Below are 19,081 nucleotides of genomic sequence, written 5' to 3'. Positions count from 1 at the left end.
CGTCACCACCCGGTGACGTGCGGCCCGCCTCCCCCCACGAGAGCGCCGCACCTCCCACGACGACGCCTGTCAGCACGGGCGCCCCGGTCAGCCGCAGCCGACCGGGGCGCCCTACGCCGTCACCCCCTCGTCGCCGCGTCGCGCCCCGCGGCGATCCGCTCCGCCACGCGCCACGCGTTGGCCATGATCGTCAGCGTCGGGTTGGCGCCGGTGCCGGTCGGGAACGAGCTGCCGTCCACCACGAAGAGGTTCTCGACGGTGTGCGCCCGGCAGTCCCGGTCCAGCACCGACGTCTCCGGGTCGTTCCCCATGCGCGCGGTGCCGTGCTGGTGGGAGCAGTTGCCGGTGACGCGGTCCGGGTAGACCTTCTGCACGCTGGTGGCGCCCGCCGCCTCGAGGATCTCCGCGCTCCTGTCGATGAGGAACCGCCCCATCGCCAGGTCGTTCTCGTGGGGGGTGAGGGTGATGCGCGCCACCGGCAGGCCCCAGTCGTCGACCACCTCGTCGTCCAGGTCCACGCGGTTGTCGTGCTGCGGGAGGTCGTGCACCACCATCGAGGCGGCCATCGAGTGGTTGAAGTGCTCCCTGTCCACGCGCTTGGCCTCCGCGCCCCACGCGGGACGGTCGGGCAGCGACCAGTTGATGGGCAGCGGGATGCCGACCCCCGACGTCGCCATGTGGCCGCCGCCGGCGAACCCGCGGCTGTCGTCGTGCCCGTAGAACTCGAACGAGCTCGCGCTGACGTACCCACCGCCCGCCCACGCGTAGATCGGGTCGTCGAAGGTGGCGACGGCGGAGCTGAACTCGTGGAAGGTCACGTTCCGGCCCACCAGGTCGTTCTCGTTGCCCAGGCCGTGGGGGTGGGCCGCGGAGCGCGACAGCAGCATGAGCCGGGCGGTCTCCACCGCCCCGCACGCCAGGACGACGACGTCGGCGCGCTGCTCGTGCAGGCGCCCCTCGGCGTCCTCGTACACCGCGCCGGTCGCGCGCCCGCGCGCGTCGACGGTGATCTCCCGCACCACGCTGTCAGGCCGCAGGTCGTAGCGCCCCGTGGCGACGGCCTGAGGCACGAAGACGTTGAGCGCGCTCGACCGCGTCCCTGACGGGTCACCGTGCTGCTGCGCGAAGGCGCTCAGCACCGTCGCCGGGCGCCCGTCGAACGGCTGCGACAGCGCCGCCTGCGGGGTGGGGAAGGTGTTCCACCCCAGGGCTGCAGCACCCCGGTGGTACTTCTCCGCGTACCGCGACATGGGCATCGGCGGGCACGGGTAGCCCTTGGACCGGAACGACTCGTACCTGTTGGCGCCCGCCTGCCCGGAGACGCCGAAGGCCCACTCCACCGCGGTGTAGTACGGCTCGAGCTCGGCGTAGCTGATCGGCCAGTCGGCCAGGGAGGCGCCGGGGACGTCACCGACCACGGAGTGGAACCTGAAGTCCTCCTCCGTGAAGCGCGGCAGCCAGCCCTGCCAGTGCACGGTGCCGCCGCCCACCATCTGGGGGACCGGGCAGAACAGCTGCGTGGTGGCGGGCTCGTCCACGCCGGTGCGGTGGGTGCGGGGGTTCAGCAGCGGGTCCGGCCACAGGTCGTACCGGTTGATGCTCGCCAGCTCGTCACCGCTGAAGGTCTCCTTGGTGCGCCAGGGGCCCTTCTCCAGGGCCACGACCCGCAGGCCGCTCTCGGTGAGCACCTTGGCGGCGGTGGCACCCGAGGCGCCGGCACCGATGATGAGGACGTCGGTGGGGTCGTGCCGGGTCCCGGCGGTCGTCTGGCTGGTCATGACAGGCCCTCCGTGCCGGGGTGGACGCGGTCCTCGGCGAAGTAGTCGATGGTCGTGTAGCGGCCCTGGTGGACCTCGGCGAGGCTCGCGGGCCCCGGGAAGCCGATGACCTTCCAGCCCACGTGGTCGCGGTTGCCGCCGTAGACGGGGTCGGCGTAGAAGCCCTGGCGGGTGTGCAGCGCCAGGAGCGGCACGAAGCCGAGGTCGACCTCGGCGCTGGTCTGCTGCAGCGCAGCCTCGACGGGCGCGCCGTAGAGGGCGACCTTGGCGCGGGCTGCGTCCGCCTCCTGCTCGCGCCCCTCGGGGCGCTCGACCTCGCGCAGCACGTCGTCCTGCTCCTCGCCGCTGAGGTCGACGAACCGCCCGCCGCGCCGCTCGGCGGCGGCGTCCAGGGCGCGGACACCGGCCACGTAGCGGGCCCGCACCACCTCGAGGCGCTGCGTCCACGCGTCGAGCCGGCGGCCGGTGAGCACCTCGAAGCCGTTGCCGTCCGGGGCCGCGTAGATGCGGTCGGTCCCTGACAGGTACCCGTCGAGGAAGTCGATGGTCCCGGCCTCGGCAGCACCCGGGGTGTCGTCCGTGGGGATCATGCGCGCCATGGCGGCGGCGATCGTCGCGCGCTGGTGCGGGTCGAAGAAGGTGTCGTTCACTTCCGCCTCGCCAGCGCCACCGCGAGGATGATGATCACACCGCGGACCACCTGCTGCTGGCTGGTGTCGAGCCCGGCGAGCACCAGCCCGTTGTTGATGAGGCCGATGAGCAGCGCTCCGACGAAGGTGCCGATCACGGCACCGGATCCGCCGAACAGGCTCGTGCCGCCCAGGATCACCGCGGCGATCGCGGAGAGCTCGTCGCCGGTGCCCCACTGGAAGCGCCCGGACTCCAGCCGGCCCGCGTAGAGCATGCCCGCCAGCGACGCGAGCACCGAGGAGATGACGAGCACCGAGAACGTGATCCGGCGGGTGTTCACGCCGGTGAAGTCCGCCGCCATCCGGTTGCCGCCGGTGGCGAGCACCTGCCGGCCGAACCGGGTCTTGGCCAGACCCACGGCGCCGACGGCGACCACGATCGCCATCCACACGAGCAGCCCCGGCACGGGCCCGAAGTTCCCGCCCCCGAAGACGAGGTTGTACGTGCTGTTGAGGATCGGCTGCGGCGCGGAGTCGGTGATCCACTGGGCGACGCCGACGGCGATGCCCAGCATGCCCAGCGTCACGAGGAACGAGGGGATGTTGAGCATGCTGACGAGGGCGCCGTTGATGCAGCCGACCACGAGGCCGACGAGCAGGCCCGCGGCGATGCCAGCCACGAGCCCGTACGAGGAGATGGCCATCGCGGTGACGACGCTGGCCAGGCCGGCGGTGGAGCCCACTGACAGGTCGATCTGGGCGCAGGCGATGACGTAGGTCATCCCCACGGCGATGATCGCGATGATCGCCGACTGCCGCACGATGTTGAGCAGGTTGTTGGTGGACAGGAAGCCGTTGTCGCCGAGGGTGACCGCGAAGGCGGCGAAGATGACGACGAAGCCGATGTAGATGATGTAGCGGCGCCAGTCGAGCCGCTGCAGGAGGCTCTCGCGCTGCGGCGCTGCCTGAGCAGCGGCGGCGGTGGCGGGTGGTGACGACGTGGTCGACATGGTCAGGCTCCTTGCACGGAGAGTTGGAGGGAGTTCTCGTCGGGGATGGCGTCCCGGTCCAGGACGCGGTGCACCGAGCCCTCGCGGAGCACGACCACGCGGTCGCTCACGGCGAGCAGCTCCGGGTACTCGGAGGAGATGACGAGCACGCCCATCCCGGCGTCGGCCAGGTCGCGGATGGTCTCGAGGATCTCCGTCTTGGTGCCGATGTCGACGCCCGCCGTCGGCTCGTCCATGACCAGCACCGAGGGCTGCGTGCCGAGCCACTTGGCGATGACGACCTTCTGCTGGTTGCCGCCGGAGAGCCGGCGGACCGCCTTGGAGTCGTCGGCGACCTTGACGCGGAAGCGCTCCACCAGACGCCGGGCCTCGCCGCGGGCGGCGCGGTCGTCGACCAGCGGGCCCGCCCGGAACCTGCCGAGCAGCGGCAGCAGGAGGTTGTCGCGCACGGAGTGATCGAGCACCAGTCCCTGGGCTCGGCGGTCCTCGGGGATCATGGCGATCCCCGCGGCGATGGCGCGCCGGGGGTCGCCCAGGCGCACGGTCTTCCCCCGCACCAGCACCTCGCCGGACCGGATCGGGTCGATGCCGAACAGGGCCCTGGCCAGCTCGGTGCGCCCGCTGCCCATGAGGCCCGCGATGCCGACGATCTCGCCGGCGCCCACCGAGAAGGACACCCCCTGCACGCGGGGACCTGCGGTCACCTCGCGCAGCTCCAGCACCGGCGGGGCGCCGGCGTCGGCGTCCGGACGCTCCCCGCGGCGCCGGTAGGTCATCTCCCCCTCGAGGGCCTGGCCGACGATCCCCTCGATGACCTCGGCCGGCGTCGTGTCGACGAGGCGCTCGGTCATGAGGCGTCGGCCGTCGCGCAGGACCGTGATCCGGTCGGCGATCCGGAACACCTCGTCCATGCGGTGGGAGATGTAGATGACCGAGATGCCGCGCGCCTTCAGCCGTCCGACCAGCTCGAAGAGGGCGTCGGCCTCGTGACGGGCCAGGCTCGCCGTGGGCTCGTCCATGATGAGCACGCGGGCGTCCTGGGCGAGCGCCTTGGCGATCTCCGTGAGCTGCCAGTAGGCCGTGCCGAGCCTGCCGACCACCGCGCGCGGGTCGACGTCGACTGCCATCTGCGCGAAGACCTCCCGCGCCCGGGACTCCGCCTCCCGGTCCTTGATGATGCCGCCGGAGAGCGGCTCCACGCCGAGGAAGATGTTCTGGGCCACGGTCAGGGTGGGGACCAGGCTGAACTCCTGGAACACCATGCCGATGCCGGCGGCCCGCGCGTCGTGGGTGCTGCGGACGTCGACCTCGCGGCCGTCGACCTCGATGGTGCCGGCGTCCTTGCTGTAGACCCCCTGCAGGATCTTCATCAGCGTCGACTTGCCGGCGCCGTTGCCGCCGGCCAGCGCGTGCACCTCACCGCGGCTGACCTCGAAGTCGACGTCGGTGAGCACGCGCACCGCGTCGAAGGACTTGTCGATGCCGTGCATCCGCACGGCGGGCGGGGCCTGCGACACCGGCTCGGACACCATCGCGGACGTCACTTGACGAAGGAGTCGCGGAGCTGGGCAGGGGCGTCCTGGGAGTAGACGGTCTTCCAGGCGTCCAGGACGTTGTCGTGGGTCACGCCCAGGGAGGGCAGCGCCACGTACGCCGGCACCTGCTGCCCGATGAGGCTCAGCGCGGCCAGGCGCGCCTCGGTGACGCCCTGCTCGTAGGGGCGCTGTGCGCCGAGACCCACGACGTTGCGGTCCTGCGCCAGCGCGATGGCGACGTTCAGGCCGAGGTCCTGCGTGGCGACCTTGAGGTCGTCACGGCCTGCGGCGCGCGCCGCGGCGAGCACGCCCTCGGCGGGAACGTCCCACACGGCCCAGATGCCGCTCAGGTCGGGGTTCTGGCTGAGCATGGCAGCGGACACCCGCTGGGCGTCCCCGGCGAAGTCGGGACCGGCGATCCCCTGCTCGGCGACGATCTTGATGTCCGGGTAGTCCTTGGCGATGGTCTCCTTGAAGCCCTGGTAGCGCTGCTTGGTGACGAAGAAGTCGGCCTCGTGGAAGACCAGGCCGATGGTCCCCTTGCCGCCGAGCGCGCGGGCCATGAGGTGCGCGGAGATGACGCCGTTGCCGTAGTTGTCCGCGGAGACGGTCGAGACGTAGTCCTTCCCGGCCACGAACCCCTTGGGCACGTTGTCCATGAAGACGAGCTTGGTGCCGGCCGCGGCCGCGGCCCGGTACGCGCCGGCCGTGGCCACCGGGTCGGTGGGCAGGGAGACCATGACGCTGGGCTTGCGGGTCATCGCGTTCTCGATGTCGGAGACCTGCTGCGCCGGGTCGAAGTTCGCGTCGGTGCTGGAGACGACCGTGATGCCCAGGCGACCGAACTCGTCCTGCAACCCCTTGATCTGCGAGGTCGACCAGTCGTCACCGGCGTAGTGCATGGTGATCGCGGCGGTGGCGCCCAGCCCCTTGACCTGCGCGACCTGGGCGTCGGTGAGGGTCGCGGCGTCGGCGCTGGCGGGCTTCTCCCCGTTCGGCCCGGTGCTGAGGACCTGGGACTCCACCGAGGCGAGCGAGGCGTCCACCTTGGCGTCGAAGGCCTTGTCGGCGCCGCCGGCGGGGGCCGAGGCGCTGGTGCCGGCGGCGCTGCACGAGGTGAGCAGGAGGCACATCGCCGCGGGGACGGCGGCGAGGCGGACGGCCGCACCGAGGCGGCGGCGCAGGACGGAGGTGGGCATGGCGAAGGCCTTCCGGTCGCGGGTGGGGGTGGGGCGTGCGGTGAGGCGGTGAGGCGGTGAGGCGGTGGGGCGGTGGGGCGTCAGGCGGTGGCGCGGTTCGGCAGGCCGCTGAGCAGACCCCGGAGGTGGGCGAGGCTGGCCGCGGCCGCCTCCTGGGGCGACCCGTCAGCGGAGTCGAGCTCGACCATGAGCCAGCTGTCGTAGCCGGTCTCGGCGACGGCGGCGAGGACGTCGGCGAGGTCGAGGTCGCCCTGCCCGAGGGGCAGGAACGCTCCGGTGCGCAGGTCGATGTCCTTGAGGTGCACGTGCTTGAGGCGGTCCGGGTAGCGCCGGACGAGCGCCGCCGGGTCTCCACCGCCGGCGGCGAGGTGGGCGGTGTCGGGGCAGAACCCGATGCGCGTGCGGTCCATGAGCCTCTCGAGCTCCGCCGGGGACTCGACGATGGTCGACAGGTGCGGGTGGTAGCTGGCCTCGAGGCCGTGGTCGGCGGCCAGGTCGTCGACCACGTCGAGCGCGGCGCCGAGGCGGTCGTAGTCGGCGTCGGGCGTCCCTGCGGCGCGGCGGGCGCCGCCGCCGACCACCAGGCGCGAGGCACCGAAGCGCTGGGCCAGCTCGCAGCTGCGGCGCAGGCGGGCCATCTCGTCCGGCAGCGCGTCCGCGTAGACGAAGTTCGCCCCCGCGTAGACGCTGACCAGCTCCACCTGCGCCGCCGCCAGCGCCTCCAGGAGCACCTCCGGCGTGTCGGCGAGGGCCGCGAGGTTGCCGTCGAAGACCTCGGTGCCCTCGTAGCCGACGGCGCCGATCTGCTGGACCGCCTCGACCACCGACCCTTGGGACAGGTAGTGGAGGTCCTTGGTGCTGGTGACACCGGCGGGGTGTCCGACGACCCCTCCCCAGGTGATGGTGTGGTGCCCGATGCGCATCGTCGCGTCCTCCTGGGTGCCTGGCGGAGGCACCACACCGACGTGGCACCGACGGCCTCGCGGGCGGTCGGGAGGGAGCGGACGCCGCCTCGGCGCGGCCGTCCTCCCCACCCGTCCAGCGCACCCGCTCGACCGGTGCCATGAGTGTGAACGTTCGCCTAGAGGCGCGTCAAGGGTTTTGGGCGAACGTTCGCCCTGTCTGTCAGGACCCCTTCTCCCACCCCTCGGACGGGCAGCTCGAGAGGAGGCTCAGGCGCGACGGGTCGACTGCCGCACCACGAGCTCCGGCACGGCCGGGGTGGTGTCGACGTCGTCCCCGGAGATCAGCGCCAGCAGGATCTCCATGCACCGCGAGCCGACCACCCCGAAGGACTGGCGGACCGTGGTGAGCGGCGGGTGCACCTGCGGGGCGAACTCGTTGTCGTCGAAACTGACCACGGACACGTCGCCGGGGACGGACAGCCCCGCCTCGTGGACGGCCCGGACGAACCCCAGGGCCATGAGGTCCGACGCGACGAAGACCGCCCCGGGCAGCCCCTGCGCCACCATCTCGCGACCGATCTCGTAGCCGCTGTCACCGGACCAGTCCCCCAGCCGCAGCGCCCCCGGCTCGATGCCGTGGACCCGGAGCTCGGCCTCCCAGCCCCGCAGGCGCACCTGCCCGTCGAGCCACTCCTGGTTGCCCGCCAGGTGGGCGACGTCCCGGTGGCCGAGCTCCACGAGGTGGCGGACCGCCAGGCGGGCGCCCAGCTCCTGGTCCTCGTAGAACACGGTCATCCCCGGCTGGCTCGCCTCCCCGGGAGCCAGCACCACGACCGGGATCTCCGACGGCGTCTCCTGCGCCACGTGGGCCAGGTCCACGCGGGGGGCGATCACCACCACCCCTTCCACGCCGCGCTCCATGAAGTCGCCGAGGGTGTCGGCCACGAGGTCGCGGCTCGGGTGGCTCATGGTGGTGACGAGCGCGGTGTAGCCCGCCTCGCGGGCGGCGGACTCCACCGCGGTGAGCGTGCTCACCGGGCCGAAGCGCGGGGAGGCGTCAGCGATGACCCCGATCGTGCGGGACCGGCTGGTCTTCAGCGCCCGCGCCGCGTCGTTGCGGTGGTAGCCGAGCCTGGCGATCACCTCGAGGACCCGAGCGCGGGTGTCGCTCGAGACGCGCGGGCCGTCGTTGATGACGCGGGAGACGGTCTGGAAGGAGACGCCGGCCTCCCGGGCGACGTCCTTCAGCGACGGTGGACGGTTCCTAGACACTCAGGGCTCCGCGGGTGCAGCGCACCGACGACGCGCAGGTGGACATGTGAAGACCCCGCCCCCGACCTTCCTCGGTGCCGACCGAAGGTCATCCTCCACCGCGTGCGCTCGCGACCACCACTGACCCCGCGGGCGAGCCTGCCCGACCAGGCGCCGGGAGACACCTGCGGGTGACCCCGATGGGGTGCTCCAGCACCACCGGGCGCCCACCGGCGATCGTGGTGCGACGCTCGTGCCCGCCTCCGCGCCAGGTCGTCGGCGCTGACGGCGCCCGACGTGGGTGCTGATGGGCGTGCTGTTCGGAGCCGTCGGGGTGCTGGTCATCTCCACCACCCCGCTCCCGGCGTCCAGCGGGGACCGCACCACGTGGCTGGTGCGCCTCACCGACGTGCTGGCCCTCGTCAGCAGCGCCCTCTGCTTCCTCTTCGCCGGGCGCCTGACCCGCTCTGTGCGAGCTCGGCGTCAGCACCGCCGTCGACGACTTCGGCAGCGCCGTCCTGGAGTTCGGCCGCAGCTTCATCGTGGACATCGAGCGCGCCGACCGGGAGGCGCCCCTGGTGAGCGCCGCCTCGCGTCGCCTGCGCCCCGGGGATGCGCTCGGTGGCCGAGGGCGTCGAGGAGGAGCAGCAGGCGCAGTGGCTGCTCGCCCACGGGTGCGAGCTGGCCAGGGCTGGCTCTTCAGCCCCGCGGTCCCGCCCGAGCGGCTCACCGCGCTCCTCACCCCCGCCCGCCGCGGCACCGACGCCCCCCTCGCCACCGCCGCGGGCTCCTGACAGCCGTCGCCGACCGGTGGCAGCCTCGGACGGTGGACGACGACGACACCCGCCCCCGCCTGCGGGTCACCTCCGTGACGCTGGCCGCCTCCGACGCGCAGCGGCTGGCGGCCTTCTACTCCCGGCTGCTGGGCAGTCCGGTGACCGCGGACGAGCCCGGCTGGGCGCAGGTCCGTCCCGCCAGCCCGGACCTCGGGCCCGTGCTGAGCTTCGAGCACGACGCGCGCTTCACCCGCCCGACCTGGCCCAGCGAGCCGAGCGCGCAGCACGCGACCGCGCACCTCGACGTCCACGTCGACGACCTCGACGCCGCCGTCACCTGGGCCCTGGAGGTGGGCGCGGTGCTGGACCCGTTCCAGCCGCAGGACGACGTCCGCGTCCTGCGTGATCCCGACGGGCACCCCTTCTGCCTCTTCACCTGAGCACCGGAGCCGTCACGCCGCTGGTCCGGGAGGGTCAGGAGAGCACGTAGCGTGACGGGGTGCACTTCCCCGGCACAGCAGGCTTCGCAGTGCTCGACCTCGAGACCACCGGCTTCTCCCCGCGCACCGAGCGCGTCGTGGAGGTGGCGGTGGTCCACGTCTCCCCCGACGGCGTGGCCGGCGCGGAGTGGTCCACGCTCGTCCACCCCGGCCGGGCGGGCGTCGGCGCCACCCAGGTGCACGGCATCCGCCCCGCCGACGTGCGCTCCGCCCCGCGCTTCGCGGACGTCGTCGCGGCCCTGGTGGAGGTGCTCGCCGGGCGCGTGCTGGTGGCGCACAACACCGCCTTCGACGTGCCGTTCCTGCGCGCCGAGATGGAGCGCGCGGGCGTGCTCATGCCCGACGTGGCCCAGCTGTGCACCCTCGCGGAGAGCCGCCGCCACCTGCCGCACCTGCTCAAGCGCAAGCTGGCCGACTGCTGCGCCGCCGCCGGCGTCCGGCTCACCGGCGCCCACTCCGCCCTCGGTGACGCGCGCGCCACCGCCGAGCTGCTCACCTGCTACCTGCGCTCCGCGGGACCGGGCGCGCACACCGGGCTCCTGCGCCGCGCGACCACCACCGCCTGGCCCGCCGTCGCTCCCCCGCCGCACCCGCCCGTGCTGCGCCGGCGCGGAGCCGTGGCCGCACCCGCAGCACCGACAACACCGACAACACCGAGGACGACGACGACGGCGGCGCCACGGCTCGCAGCTCTGCCGTCGCTGCCGGCGTTGACTGCCGGCGACGCCGTCGTCTTCACCGGCGGTGACCCGGACGTGCGCGCCCTGCTGGAGGCCCGCTGCCGCCAGCGCGGCCTGCGCGTGACCAGTGCCGTCTCACGGCGCACGAGGCTGCTCGTCACCGACGACGTGCACTCCGGCACCCGCAAGGCCACCCGCGCCCTGGAGCTGGGCACGCCCGTGGCCGACCCCGCGACCGCGGCCGTGCTCATCGAGACGGCGCGCCCCGCGCCGGTGCCGGCGCCAGAAGTCGTCGACCTCCGCCCGAGCCGCGTTCGCGCCTGGTGAGCCCTCGGCGGCGTCCCCTGTGAGGCGCCGTCGCCGTGTCACGACCTGACGGAGCGGCCCGTCCTGGCACTGGCCGTCGCCTCGTGCGCCTCGCGAGGCCGCGGCACGGACGCGTCGAGCAGCCCGCGGGCCACCAGCCGGCGCTGCAGCGCGGGCAGCAGGTGGGCGTACGTGTCCGGGGTCAGCGGCCGGGTCCACTGACGCCACCGCACCCGGCGCGGCAGCGGCATCCCGAGGTCCGCCAGGAGGTCGTCGAGGGCGCCGAACGAGCCGCTCGGCAGCTGCGGCTCGCCGTGGGCGGCGGCGCGGGCGTGGGTGAGGTGGTAGCGGTCGGCGCGGCGCTCCACGTCGGCGCGCCGGCGCGGGCGCAGCTCCCCGGCCAGGTGGGCGGCCAGCCACACCGCCCCGACCTCGGCGGTCAGCGGGCTGCGGTAGGTGTTGCCCCACCCGGCGAACGCCAGCCGCGGCACGCGCAGCGGCAGGACGCGCCGGTCGAGGGCCATGACGCCGTCGTCGTCGAGGAGCGCCGCACGGACCTCGGGTGCCAGCAGCGACAGGTCCTGCTCGAAGCCCGTCGCCGCCACCACCACGTCGGCGGGCAGCCACCGCCCGTCGGACAGCACCACCCCCGGCTCGTCCCCGACGGCGGCCAGCGCCCGCACCGACACCTCGCGGCGCACCGCGACCCGCCCGGCGCGCACCGCCTCGAAGAAGCCGTCGGTGACGAGGCTGTCGGAGTGCGGCAGCGACACCGCGGGCAGCAGGCCCAGCTCGCGCAGCCCGCAGCGCCGGGCCACGTGCCGGGCCAGCAGCCAGGCCGTCGCCCGCCGCAGCGGGGCGTCGGCCAGCGCCAGCGCGCGCAGCGCCGGGCGGTCGTGGCGGGGGTCCAGCAGGTGCTCCCCGGCCCGCGTCAGCAGCAGGTGGCGGAACGTGAGGCCGGCGGCCAAGCGCTTGGGCACCTTCCAGCGCAGGGCCCGGGCCAGCACCGTGGTGGAGGCCGCCGTGGCGGCGCTGGCCGCCGCGACGTCGCACGCGGTCTTGCCCCAGCCGACCACCACCACCCGCTGTCCCGCGAGCGCAGCGCCGTCACCGAGCCGGGTGGGCTCGACGACCCGGCCGCCGGCCGCCTCGAACGCGTCACGGCCCGGCCAGTCGGGCACGTGGGGGGTGGAGAAGACGCCGCTGGCCATGACGAGCCAGTCGACGGCGTGCGTCGTCGTCGTCATCTCCGCGGCGGTGCCGGGGCCGGGGCCGGTGGTGCGCACCAGCCAGCCCTCGCCGTCGGCGGTGGGCTCGGCGGCCTCCACGCGCGTGCGCAGGTGGATGCGGTCCAGCAGCCCCTTGCTGCGCGCGTACTCGTGCAGGTAGGCGCGGACCTGGTCGCCACTCGGGTGCTCGGGGTGGTCGGCCGGCATGGGGGTGTCGGAGAAGGCGTAGGAGGTGCGGTCGTCCTGGGTGGACACCCCGGGGTAGGCGCGGGTGGTGCTCCACACGCCGCCGACGTCCGGTGCGGCCTCGAAGACGACCACGTCGTGCCCGCACGCCGTCAGCACGGCGGCGGTGGACAGGCCGGACGGACCGGCTCCCACGACAGCGACCCTCACGGAGATGCCCATCGGCACACCGGGCCGTCCGGTGGACGACGACGACGGAGGCGTCACCCGGCAGGACGCGTGCGGCTCCAGCGGCGCGGGCGGGGACCCGATGCCTGGACCGTGGAGCTGCAGACGACGGTGCACCGCGACCTGCCCGCCCTCCGTGACCTCGCGGAGCAGTGGCAGTCGCTGCACGAGACCTCCGGGACCGCCAACCCCTTCACCGGGCCGGACTGGGCGCTGCCCTGGCTGGAGCGCTTCGCCGACGGCACCCGCGACGAGCCGTTCGTGGTGGAGGTGCGCTCGGGCGAGCGGCTGGTGGGCGTGGCGCCCCTGTACGTGCGCTCGGTGGCGCGCGGGCTGGCGCGCGCCCTGCAGCCGGTGGGCACCGGGGCGGTGTGGGTGGGTCCGTACGAGCTGCCCGGGCTGCTGACCGCCGCCGGGCTGGAGCGGGACGCCACCCGCGCCGTGGTCGCCCGGCTGTGCGAGGAGCAGGCGAGCTGGGACTGGGCGCACCTGCTGCTGGGCGGTGGGTCCGCCGCGCCGTGGCTGGAGCCGGAGTGGCTGCCGGACTGGTCCTTCACCGTGCTGCAGCGCCGCTTGCGGGCCAACGTCTGGCTGGACCTCACCGTGGAGGACGTCTTCGCCGGGCGCCGCAACCTCAAGGAGTCGTTCCGGCGCGCCCGCAACCGGCTGACCCGCGACCTCGGCGCGGACGGCTGGGCGGTGACCCGCACCACCGACCCCGCCGAGGTGGGCGCGGCCCTGGGCCGGCTGGCCTCGCTGCACGGCTCGCGCGCCGGGCTGCGCGACGGGCGGCCCGTGCACGCGGACGTGCTGGAGGACACCCGGGTGCTCGACCTGCTGCACGACGTGGTGGGCCGGATGGCGCGGCGCAAGGCCGTCAGCGTCTACGAGCTGCGCCTGGAGGGGGTGGTGGAGGCGGCGCTGCTGGTGCTGCACACCGACACCGCCAGCTACAGCTCGATCTCCGGCGTGGCCGAGCGCGGGTGGCCGTACTCGGCGGTGACGCACCTGCAGTCGGTGGCCGTGGAGGACGCCCGCGCCGCGGGGCACCGCGTGTTCGACCTGTCGTGCGGGCCCAACCAGGCCAAGCTGCGCTGGAGCGACCAGGTGCGGACCGCCACGGAGTTCACCCTGGTGGGGCCGCGGCGCCGCTCGCGGGCGGCGCACCTGGCCGTGGCCGGGCACGGCGTGTGGGCCTCCTACGGCGAGGCGCGGCGGGCGCACCGCAGCTGACCCGCGCAGCGCCGGGTCGCCGTCGGATGGGTGATCGGCGAGGGTGAGGCGGTGCGCCTGCCCACCCCCCGAGCCGACCGCAGCGAGGACCGGGCGCAGGTGGTGGCCTGGGTGCGCGAGCACCTCGGCCACCTGTCCAGCGACGAGGTGCGCGCCTCGCCGGTGCGCGGGGGCCAGACGGCGGCGGACACCGCCCTGGCCACCCTGGACCTCACCGGCTACGCCGCCCGGCGCAGCAACGTGCTGCCCGAGTCCAGCCGCGGCGCGTCCCGCCTGTCGCCCTACATCCGGCACGGGCTGCTGACGCTGCCCGCCGTGTGGGACGCCGCCGGCAGCGCTCCCTCTCGGGACCGCGACAAGTTCCGCGACGAGCTCCTGTGGCAGGAGTACTCGCGCCACGTGTACGCCCGGGTCGGAGCCGCCAACGGGGCGCCGCTGCGCTTCGAGGCCCCCGTGCCCGCGCCGGGCAGCGCCCCGCCGGCTCCCCCGGTCAGCCCCGAGGACCCGTGGCCGCGGCAGATGGCGTGCATGGACGCCACCACCACCGAGCTGCGCGAGAACGGCTGGCTGGTCAACCAGACCCGCATGTGGCTGGCCTCGCAGTGGGCGGTGCGCGCCGGCGCCGACTGGCGCAGGGGCGAGGACGAGATGTTCCGCAACCTGCTCGACGGCTCGCGGGCGGCCAACCGCCTGGGCTGGCAGTGGGCGATCGGCACCGGCACCGGCCGGGTCTACGGGTTCAGCCGCTGGCAGGTGGAGAAGCGGGCTCCGCAGCTGTGCGCGGGCTGCGCGCTGCGCGAGGCCTGCCCGGTGCAGGACTGGCCGGAGGCGCAGTCGGGCCCGAAGGTCGACGGGCCCGACACCCTCGGCGGGGGCCAGGTCGACGAGGGCCAGACCGACGGCGGCCCGGAGCACCCGGTGCTGACCGGGGAGCCCGAGGCGGTGTGGCTGACGGCGGAGTCCCTCGGGGACGCCGACCCGGCGCTGTCGGCCCACCCGGACCTGCCGGCGGTCTTCGTCCTCGACGAGCCGCTGCTGCGCTCGCTGCGGCTGTCGGGCAAGCGCCTGGTGTTCCTCACCGAGGCGCTGGCGGACATCGGCGAGGCCCGCCCCCTGGAGGTGCACCTCGGTGACCCGGTCACCGAGCTGGCGGGCCGACCGCTCGCGACGACCTGGGCGTACGTGCCGGGGTTCAAGCGCCGCTCGGCGCAGCTGGACGTGGTGGCCCTGCACCCCTGGCCGTGGCTGCGGCGCCCGGGGTCCGGGTCGCTGCGCTCGTTCAGCGCCTGGGCCGGGCGGCCGAGCCGCCCGCGCCCGGCGAGGAAGAGCGGCGGCCGCCGCCGCTGACCTCGCGGCGCCGCGCGGCTACGCCTCGGGGTGCGCCTGCTTCCACGCGCGGAACGGCGACTCCGGGTCGGGGTGCTGGGCCTGCACCGCGGGCAGGGAGCGCTCGGCGACGGGCTTGGCGTACTCGTCGTAGAAGGTGGCGAGGGTGGTGTAGCGGTTGCCGTCCTCGTAGTGGCGGTCCTCCTGCTCGCGCGTGGCCACGTAGACCACCCGCTCGGGCTGGGCGTAGTACAGCGCGCCCAGGCACATCGGGCAGGGGTAGGCCGTGACGTAGACGTCGCAGCCCTCCAGCCCGGTCCGGCCCCGCTCGGCGAGCTGGCGGATGGCCGTGATCTCCGCGTGCGCGGTGAGGTCACCGGACTGGGCGACCTGGTTGGTCGCCTCGGCGAGCACCTCACCGCTGGAGCGGTCGACGACGACGGTCGCGAACGGCTTGCCGCCGGCCTCCACGTTGGCGAGCGCGAGCTCGACGGCCCGGTCGGCGTGCTGGTCCTGCGGAGCCTGCTCTGACACGTGTCCTCCTGCGGTGGGCGGGGTGGTTCCCCGTCGGCCAGCAGAACACCCGTTCGCGAGGTCCGCCACCGAGGCGACGTGCGGCCCCGCTGCGGCTGCGGCTGGTTCCTGGGGGCTGCGCTCCCGCCCCCGGCGGCACGCCGCGCGTCAGGAAGTCACGAGGTCACGCTCACGAGGGCGCGCAGGGCGGCGCCGGCCAGGGGTGACAGGCCCCGTCGGGGCAGGCGGTGCAGGTGGCGCAGGGAGACCGGGTCGCGCAGGCGGTCGAGGTCTCCGTCGGCCACCGCGCGGGCCACGAAGAGCGAGGCCTCCCGGTGCACCTCCAGGGCGCTGTGGCCGGTCGCCGGCAGCGCCACGAGCAGGCCCTGCGGCGCCAGGGAGACCACCCGCTCCGCCACCGGGCGCGGGGTGGTGAGGTCGCGCTCCCCCGAGACCACCACCACCGGGAACGCCGCCCGGCGCAGGCCCGCCACCAGGTCGAACGGCTCACCGGCGAACGCCGGCTGGTGGGTGGCGGCCTCGGCGTGGATGAGCTGCGGGTCGAGAGGCCCGCCGTCCGGCGGCTGCCCGAAGCCGAGCTGGCCGTAGGCGATGCCGGCCACGAGGTCCGGCTCCATGACGAAACGCTGCACAGACTCCGACGCCTCGGACGCCCCGAGGTCCGCCAGCCGGGACCACAGCCACCGCAGCCGGCCCCGCGCGCGGGCCCTCAGCAGCCGTTCGAGGGCGGCGGGCCCGGCGAACTCGTGGACGAGGGTGACGACGGCGGTGAGCTCCCGCGCCATCTCCGCCTGCTGCTGGCGGTCGCGCCCCGCCGCGCCCGAGCCCAGCTCGCGCACCGCGGCGGCCACACCGGCCAGCGCGGGGTCCTCCCCGTCCCAGAGCAGGCGGCGGCGGTGCGCGCGGACCGCGGCGACGTCGTCCACCACCGACAGCATCGGCGAGTCGAGCACGAGCGCCGCCACGCGGTCGGGGTGGCGCACCGCGAACGCCTGCGCGACGTACGTGCCGTAGGACGCGCCGTAGAGCACGGCGCGCTCGACGTCGTCGTCGTCCAGCACCGCGACCAGGTCGTCCACCACGGACTCCACCGTCACCGCGGACACCGGGAGGTCGCGGCCCGCGGCGTCACGGCGGGACAGGCCGACGCCGCGGTGCTCGATCATGAGCGCGTCGATGCCGAGGGCTGCGGCGCGCCGCCGCCAGGTGCGGTACGGGACGGCGGAGGCCAGGCCGGGCCCACCGGGGACCACGAGCACCGGCAGTCCGCGCCGCCGGGCCGGCGGGGTGCCGCGCAGGTGGGTGAGGGGGAACGTCGGGCCGCCGCCGGGGTGCACGGGGCGGTGGAGGACGGCTCCGCCGCGGGCGATCAGGTGGCGGGCGGACCTCTCGACCCCGGGGCGGCGCACGCCCCCAGCATGGGATCAGCAGGTGGTGCCGGCGAGCGCGGCGTCGCTGAGCGCGTTCGTGCCGCCGAGGCCGTCGACCCACGTGGTGCGCAGCGCGGTGTACGCGTCGGCGGTGGCCCGCGGGAGGCACTGCTGCCGGGACAGCAGCAGGGGCAGGCCGAGGGCGGCGCCGGCGAGGGCGTCGGGGAAGTCCTCGCCGCTGGCCAGCACCACCTCGTCGCCGGTCTTGTCGACGGCCTCGGCCACCCGGGCGGCCGTCTCGTAGCGGTCGCTGCCGGCGATGCGCGTGACCTCGCCGGGGTGCTGCTGCTCGAGGGCGTCGGTGACGTCGGAGGACACCACCGACCCCCCGCCGACCACGGTGATGCGCCGCGGGTCGAGCGCCTGCAGGGCCGCGAGGGTGGCGTCCGGCAGTGCGCCGCCGGTGGTGAGGAGCAGCGGGGCGCCGTCGTGGGCGGCGGCGGCCCCGGCGGACAGCGCGTCGGCGTAGCCCTCGCCGGAGGCGATGAAGACCTCGTGGCTCTGCCCGGTGAACTCGCTGGTGGCGACCGCCGCGGCGGTGGCGTACCGGTCGTCGCCGGCGAGGCGGTGCACGCCCCAGGCCGCGTGCCGCTGGAGCTGGGCCACCACGTCGTCGCTGACCGCCGCCGGGCCACCGACCACCCAGATCACCCCGGGACCGACCTGCTGCAGCTCCGCGAGCGTGGACGACGGGATGCCCGTGGCCGTGACGGTGAGCACCGGACCGCCGAGGGAGGCCGCCAGCGGGGCGGCGGCCAGGGCGTCGGCGTAGCTGTCCCCGTTGACGACGACGACGTCGACCGCCGGGTCCGGGAAGGCGTTGTCGCTGACGGAGGCGGCGGTGCCGAACCTGTCGGCGCCCCACCAGCGGTCGCTGCCGGGGGCGCTGCCGCCGGCCTGCGCGGGAGCGGCACCCACCGCCAGCAGCACTGCCGCGGCGGAGAGGGCGGCGAGCGTGCGCGCGCGCGGAGACCTGCTCACGCCACCCCCCGCCCCTGATGCCGGTCTGAGAGGTCAACGGTCGCAGCAGGCGACGCGCTCCGCAGGGTGACGCGCGCTCCCCCAGGGACTTCGGAGGATCTCCGGGGGTCCCGGTCAGGTGCTCTCGCAGCGAGCGCCCCGCCGGAGCGGACCGCCGGTGAGCGCCACGGCCGTCGCCGCGACGAAGCCGGGGACCATGAGCGCGGCCATCGCGAGCACGGTCTCGTCCCCGACGACCCCGGTCAGCGGCGTGACGGCCGCCCCCACGAGGAAGCCCGAGCCGCCGAGCAGCGAGCTGGCGGTGCCCGCCGAGCGCCGGCCCGCCTCCTGCGCGAGCACGGTGCTCGCCGGCAGCGTGAACCCCATGCCGGCGACGACGACGGTGAGCAGCGGCCACACCGCGCCCAGGGCGGCGGAGCCGCCGCCCTGGGCGGCCGCTGCCGCGGTGACGAGCAGGACGAGCGCACCCGCCGTCGACAGCAGCAGGCCGGCGCGCCGCAGGGCCCTCGCGCCGAGGCGCACCACGGTGAGGCGGAAGACCAGGCTGGTGAGCGCCATCGCGGCGGCGTTGGTGGCGAACACCAGGGAGTACGTGCCGCTGCTGATCCCGAGGGCGCCCTGCAGCACGATCGACGAGCCGCCGATGTAGACGAAGAAGCCCGCCGTGGCCAGGCACTGCACCGCGACGGGGTGGACGAAGGCGCGGTCGTGAGCCAGGTCGCTGACGCGCGCGCCCAGCGCCCGGACCCCGCCGCGCTGGCGGTGCTCGCGCGGCAGCGTCTCCGGGACGCCGACCAGCGCCGCGCCGAGCATGAGCGCCCCCAGCGCGGCCATGAGACCGAAGACCGCCCGCCAGTCGGCCACCTCGAGGACCAGCCCGCCGACGGCCGGGGCGACGACCGGAGCCAGCAGGGTGATCGCGGCCAGGGTGCCGAACGCCTTCGCAGCCGCCGGTCCCTCGTGGGAGTCGCTGACCACGGCCCGCCCCACGGCCACGCCCGCTCCGGCGACGAGTCCCTGCAGGACGCGCAGGAGCACGAGCAGCGGGGCGCTCGGCGCCAGGGCGCACAGCAGCGACACCAGGGTGAAGGCCGTGGCGCTGAGGACGACGACGCCGCGCCGCCCCCGCCCGTCGCTGACGGGCCCGGCCACCAGCTGGCCGACGGCCAGCCCCACGATGAAGCCGGTGATGGTCAGCTGGGCGCCCGTGGAGCTGGTCGCGAGCGCCTCACGGACCTGCGGGAGCGCGGCGAGGTAGGTGTCGGTGGCGAACGGGCCGATGCCCGTCACGAGCGCGAGGGCCAGGAGCGACGGTCGGCGCGTCGTCGAGCTCGGGTGGCCGGGTCGCTCGGTGGTCGCCATGAG

The 19,081-nt window shown here is 75.0% G+C and carries 17 protein-coding genes; 5 read left to right on the top strand and 12 right to left on the bottom strand.

Annotation, left to right across the window (positions count from 1 at the left end; genetic code table 11):
• Positions 1–119: 119 nt before the first annotated feature.
• The 7 genes from H7K62_RS03855 to H7K62_RS03825 form a co-directional block, all read right to left on the bottom strand.
• The gene (locus H7K62_RS03855; protein ID WP_186716630.1) at positions 120–1,778 is read right to left on the bottom strand and encodes a GMC family oxidoreductase; all 1,659 of its coding nucleotides are present in this window, start codon (positions 1,776–1,778) and stop codon (positions 120–122) included.
• Entirely contained in the window at positions 1,775–2,428 is a 654-nt protein-coding gene (locus tag H7K62_RS03850) for a gluconate 2-dehydrogenase subunit 3 family protein (RefSeq protein WP_186716629.1), read from the bottom strand. Before H7K62_RS03850 ends, H7K62_RS03855 begins: the two co-directional genes overlap by 4 nt.
• Complete coding sequence (locus H7K62_RS03845; RefSeq protein ID WP_186716628.1) at positions 2,425–3,417, bottom strand: ABC transporter permease; 993 nt, start codon at positions 3,415–3,417, stop codon at positions 2,425–2,427. The genes H7K62_RS03850 and H7K62_RS03845 overlap by 4 nt, the downstream gene beginning before the upstream one ends.
• 2 nt (positions 3,418–3,419) lie before the next feature.
• Positions 3,420–4,949: a sugar ABC transporter ATP-binding protein gene (locus H7K62_RS03840; RefSeq protein WP_370591630.1), complete on the bottom strand. Its 1,530-nt coding sequence runs from the start codon at positions 4,947–4,949 to the stop codon at positions 3,420–3,422.
• Between the two features lie 8 nt (positions 4,950–4,957).
• The gene (locus tag H7K62_RS03835) at positions 4,958–6,151 is read right to left on the bottom strand and encodes a substrate-binding domain-containing protein (protein WP_222437063.1); all 1,194 of its coding nucleotides are present in this window, start codon (positions 6,149–6,151) and stop codon (positions 4,958–4,960) included.
• An 80-nt stretch (positions 6,152–6,231) separates the two neighbouring features.
• The gene (locus H7K62_RS03830; protein WP_186716627.1) at positions 6,232–7,074 is read right to left on the bottom strand and encodes a sugar phosphate isomerase/epimerase family protein; all 843 of its coding nucleotides are present in this window, start codon (positions 7,072–7,074) and stop codon (positions 6,232–6,234) included.
• 249 nt (positions 7,075–7,323) lie between these two features.
• Positions 7,324–8,328: a LacI family DNA-binding transcriptional regulator gene (locus tag H7K62_RS03825; RefSeq protein ID WP_186716626.1), complete on the bottom strand. Its 1,005-nt coding sequence runs from the start codon at positions 8,326–8,328 to the stop codon at positions 7,324–7,326.
• A gap of 635 nt (positions 8,329–8,963) precedes the next feature.
• Between H7K62_RS03825 and H7K62_RS23505 the strand changes: the two genes are divergently transcribed.
• From H7K62_RS23505 to H7K62_RS03815, 3 genes are read left to right on the top strand one after another with little or no spacing between them, the layout of a single operon-like run.
• Positions 8,964–9,101, top strand: a complete 138-nt coding sequence (locus H7K62_RS23505) for a hypothetical protein (RefSeq protein ID WP_222437062.1) — start codon at positions 8,964–8,966, stop codon at positions 9,099–9,101.
• 32 nt (positions 9,102–9,133) lie between these two features.
• Entirely contained in the window at positions 9,134–9,523 is a 390-nt protein-coding gene (locus H7K62_RS23500; protein WP_222437061.1) for a VOC family protein, read from the top strand.
• A 59-nt stretch (positions 9,524–9,582) separates the two neighbouring features.
• Positions 9,583–10,590: an exonuclease domain-containing protein gene (locus tag H7K62_RS03815; protein WP_186716624.1), complete on the top strand. Its 1,008-nt coding sequence runs from the start codon at positions 9,583–9,585 to the stop codon at positions 10,588–10,590.
• A 38-nt stretch (positions 10,591–10,628) separates the two neighbouring features.
• Here H7K62_RS03815 and H7K62_RS03810 read toward each other — a convergent pair whose 3' ends face one another.
• Complete coding sequence (locus H7K62_RS03810; RefSeq protein ID WP_186716623.1) at positions 10,629–12,179, bottom strand: flavin-containing monooxygenase; 1,551 nt, start codon at positions 12,177–12,179, stop codon at positions 10,629–10,631.
• A 126-nt stretch (positions 12,180–12,305) separates the two neighbouring features.
• Here H7K62_RS03810 and H7K62_RS03805 point away from each other — a divergent pair, with 126 nt between their 5' ends.
• Both H7K62_RS03805 and H7K62_RS03800 read left to right on the top strand, forming a co-directional pair.
• The gene (locus H7K62_RS03805) at positions 12,306–13,445 is read left to right on the top strand and encodes a GNAT family N-acetyltransferase (RefSeq protein ID WP_186716622.1); all 1,140 of its coding nucleotides are present in this window, start codon (positions 12,306–12,308) and stop codon (positions 13,443–13,445) included.
• A gap of 51 nt (positions 13,446–13,496) precedes the next feature.
• Positions 13,497–14,792 (top strand): FAD-binding domain-containing protein, encoded by a 1,296-nt coding sequence (locus H7K62_RS03800; protein ID WP_370591602.1) that lies wholly within the window; start codon positions 13,497–13,499, stop codon positions 14,790–14,792.
• Positions 14,793–14,810: 18 nt separating this feature from the next.
• Here H7K62_RS03800 and H7K62_RS03795 read toward each other — a convergent pair whose 3' ends face one another.
• The 4 genes from H7K62_RS03795 to H7K62_RS03780 form a co-directional block, all read right to left on the bottom strand.
• Positions 14,811–15,305, bottom strand: a complete 495-nt coding sequence (locus H7K62_RS03795) for a nucleoside deaminase (protein ID WP_186716621.1) — start codon at positions 15,303–15,305, stop codon at positions 14,811–14,813.
• Between the two features lie 155 nt (positions 15,306–15,460).
• Positions 15,461–16,714: an alpha/beta hydrolase gene (locus tag H7K62_RS03790; protein WP_186716620.1), complete on the bottom strand. Its 1,254-nt coding sequence runs from the start codon at positions 16,712–16,714 to the stop codon at positions 15,461–15,463.
• A 15-nt stretch (positions 16,715–16,729) separates the two neighbouring features.
• Positions 16,730–17,716: a cell wall-binding repeat-containing protein gene (locus tag H7K62_RS03785; protein ID WP_186716619.1), complete on the bottom strand. Its 987-nt coding sequence runs from the start codon at positions 17,714–17,716 to the stop codon at positions 16,730–16,732.
• Positions 17,717–17,830: 114 nt separating this feature from the next.
• The gene (locus H7K62_RS03780) at positions 17,831–19,078 is read right to left on the bottom strand and encodes a multidrug effflux MFS transporter (RefSeq protein WP_186716618.1); all 1,248 of its coding nucleotides are present in this window, start codon (positions 19,076–19,078) and stop codon (positions 17,831–17,833) included.
• Between the last annotated feature and the right edge of the window lie 3 nt (positions 19,079–19,081).

This window comes from Quadrisphaera sp. RL12-1S, from assembly GCF_014270065.1.
Lineage (GTDB): Bacteria > Actinomycetota > Actinomycetes > Actinomycetales > Quadrisphaeraceae > Quadrisphaera.
The sequence above is the reverse complement of the archived record's forward strand: the minus strand, read 5'-3'. Positions and strand labels throughout refer to the sequence as shown.

Coding starts and splice junctions, on each gene's coding strand:
- H7K62_RS03840 (WP_370591630.1), bottom strand. CDS start 4,949: ATGGTGTCCGAGCCGGTGTCGCAGGCCCCGCCCGCCGTGCGGATGCAC.
- H7K62_RS03780 (WP_186716618.1), bottom strand. CDS start 19,078: ATGGCGACCACCGAGCGACCCGGCCACCCGAGCTCGACGACGCGCCGA.
- H7K62_RS03845 (WP_186716628.1), bottom strand. CDS start 3,417: ATGTCGACCACGTCGTCACCACCCGCCACCGCCGCCGCTGCTCAGGCA.
- H7K62_RS03830 (WP_186716627.1), bottom strand. CDS start 7,074: ATGCGCATCGGGCACCACACCATCACCTGGGGAGGGGTCGTCGGACAC.
- H7K62_RS03835 (WP_222437063.1), bottom strand. CDS start 6,151: ATGCCCACCTCCGTCCTGCGCCGCCGCCTCGGTGCGGCCGTCCGCCTC.
- H7K62_RS03855 (WP_186716630.1), bottom strand. CDS start 1,778: ATGACCAGCCAGACGACCGCCGGGACCCGGCACGACCCCACCGACGTC.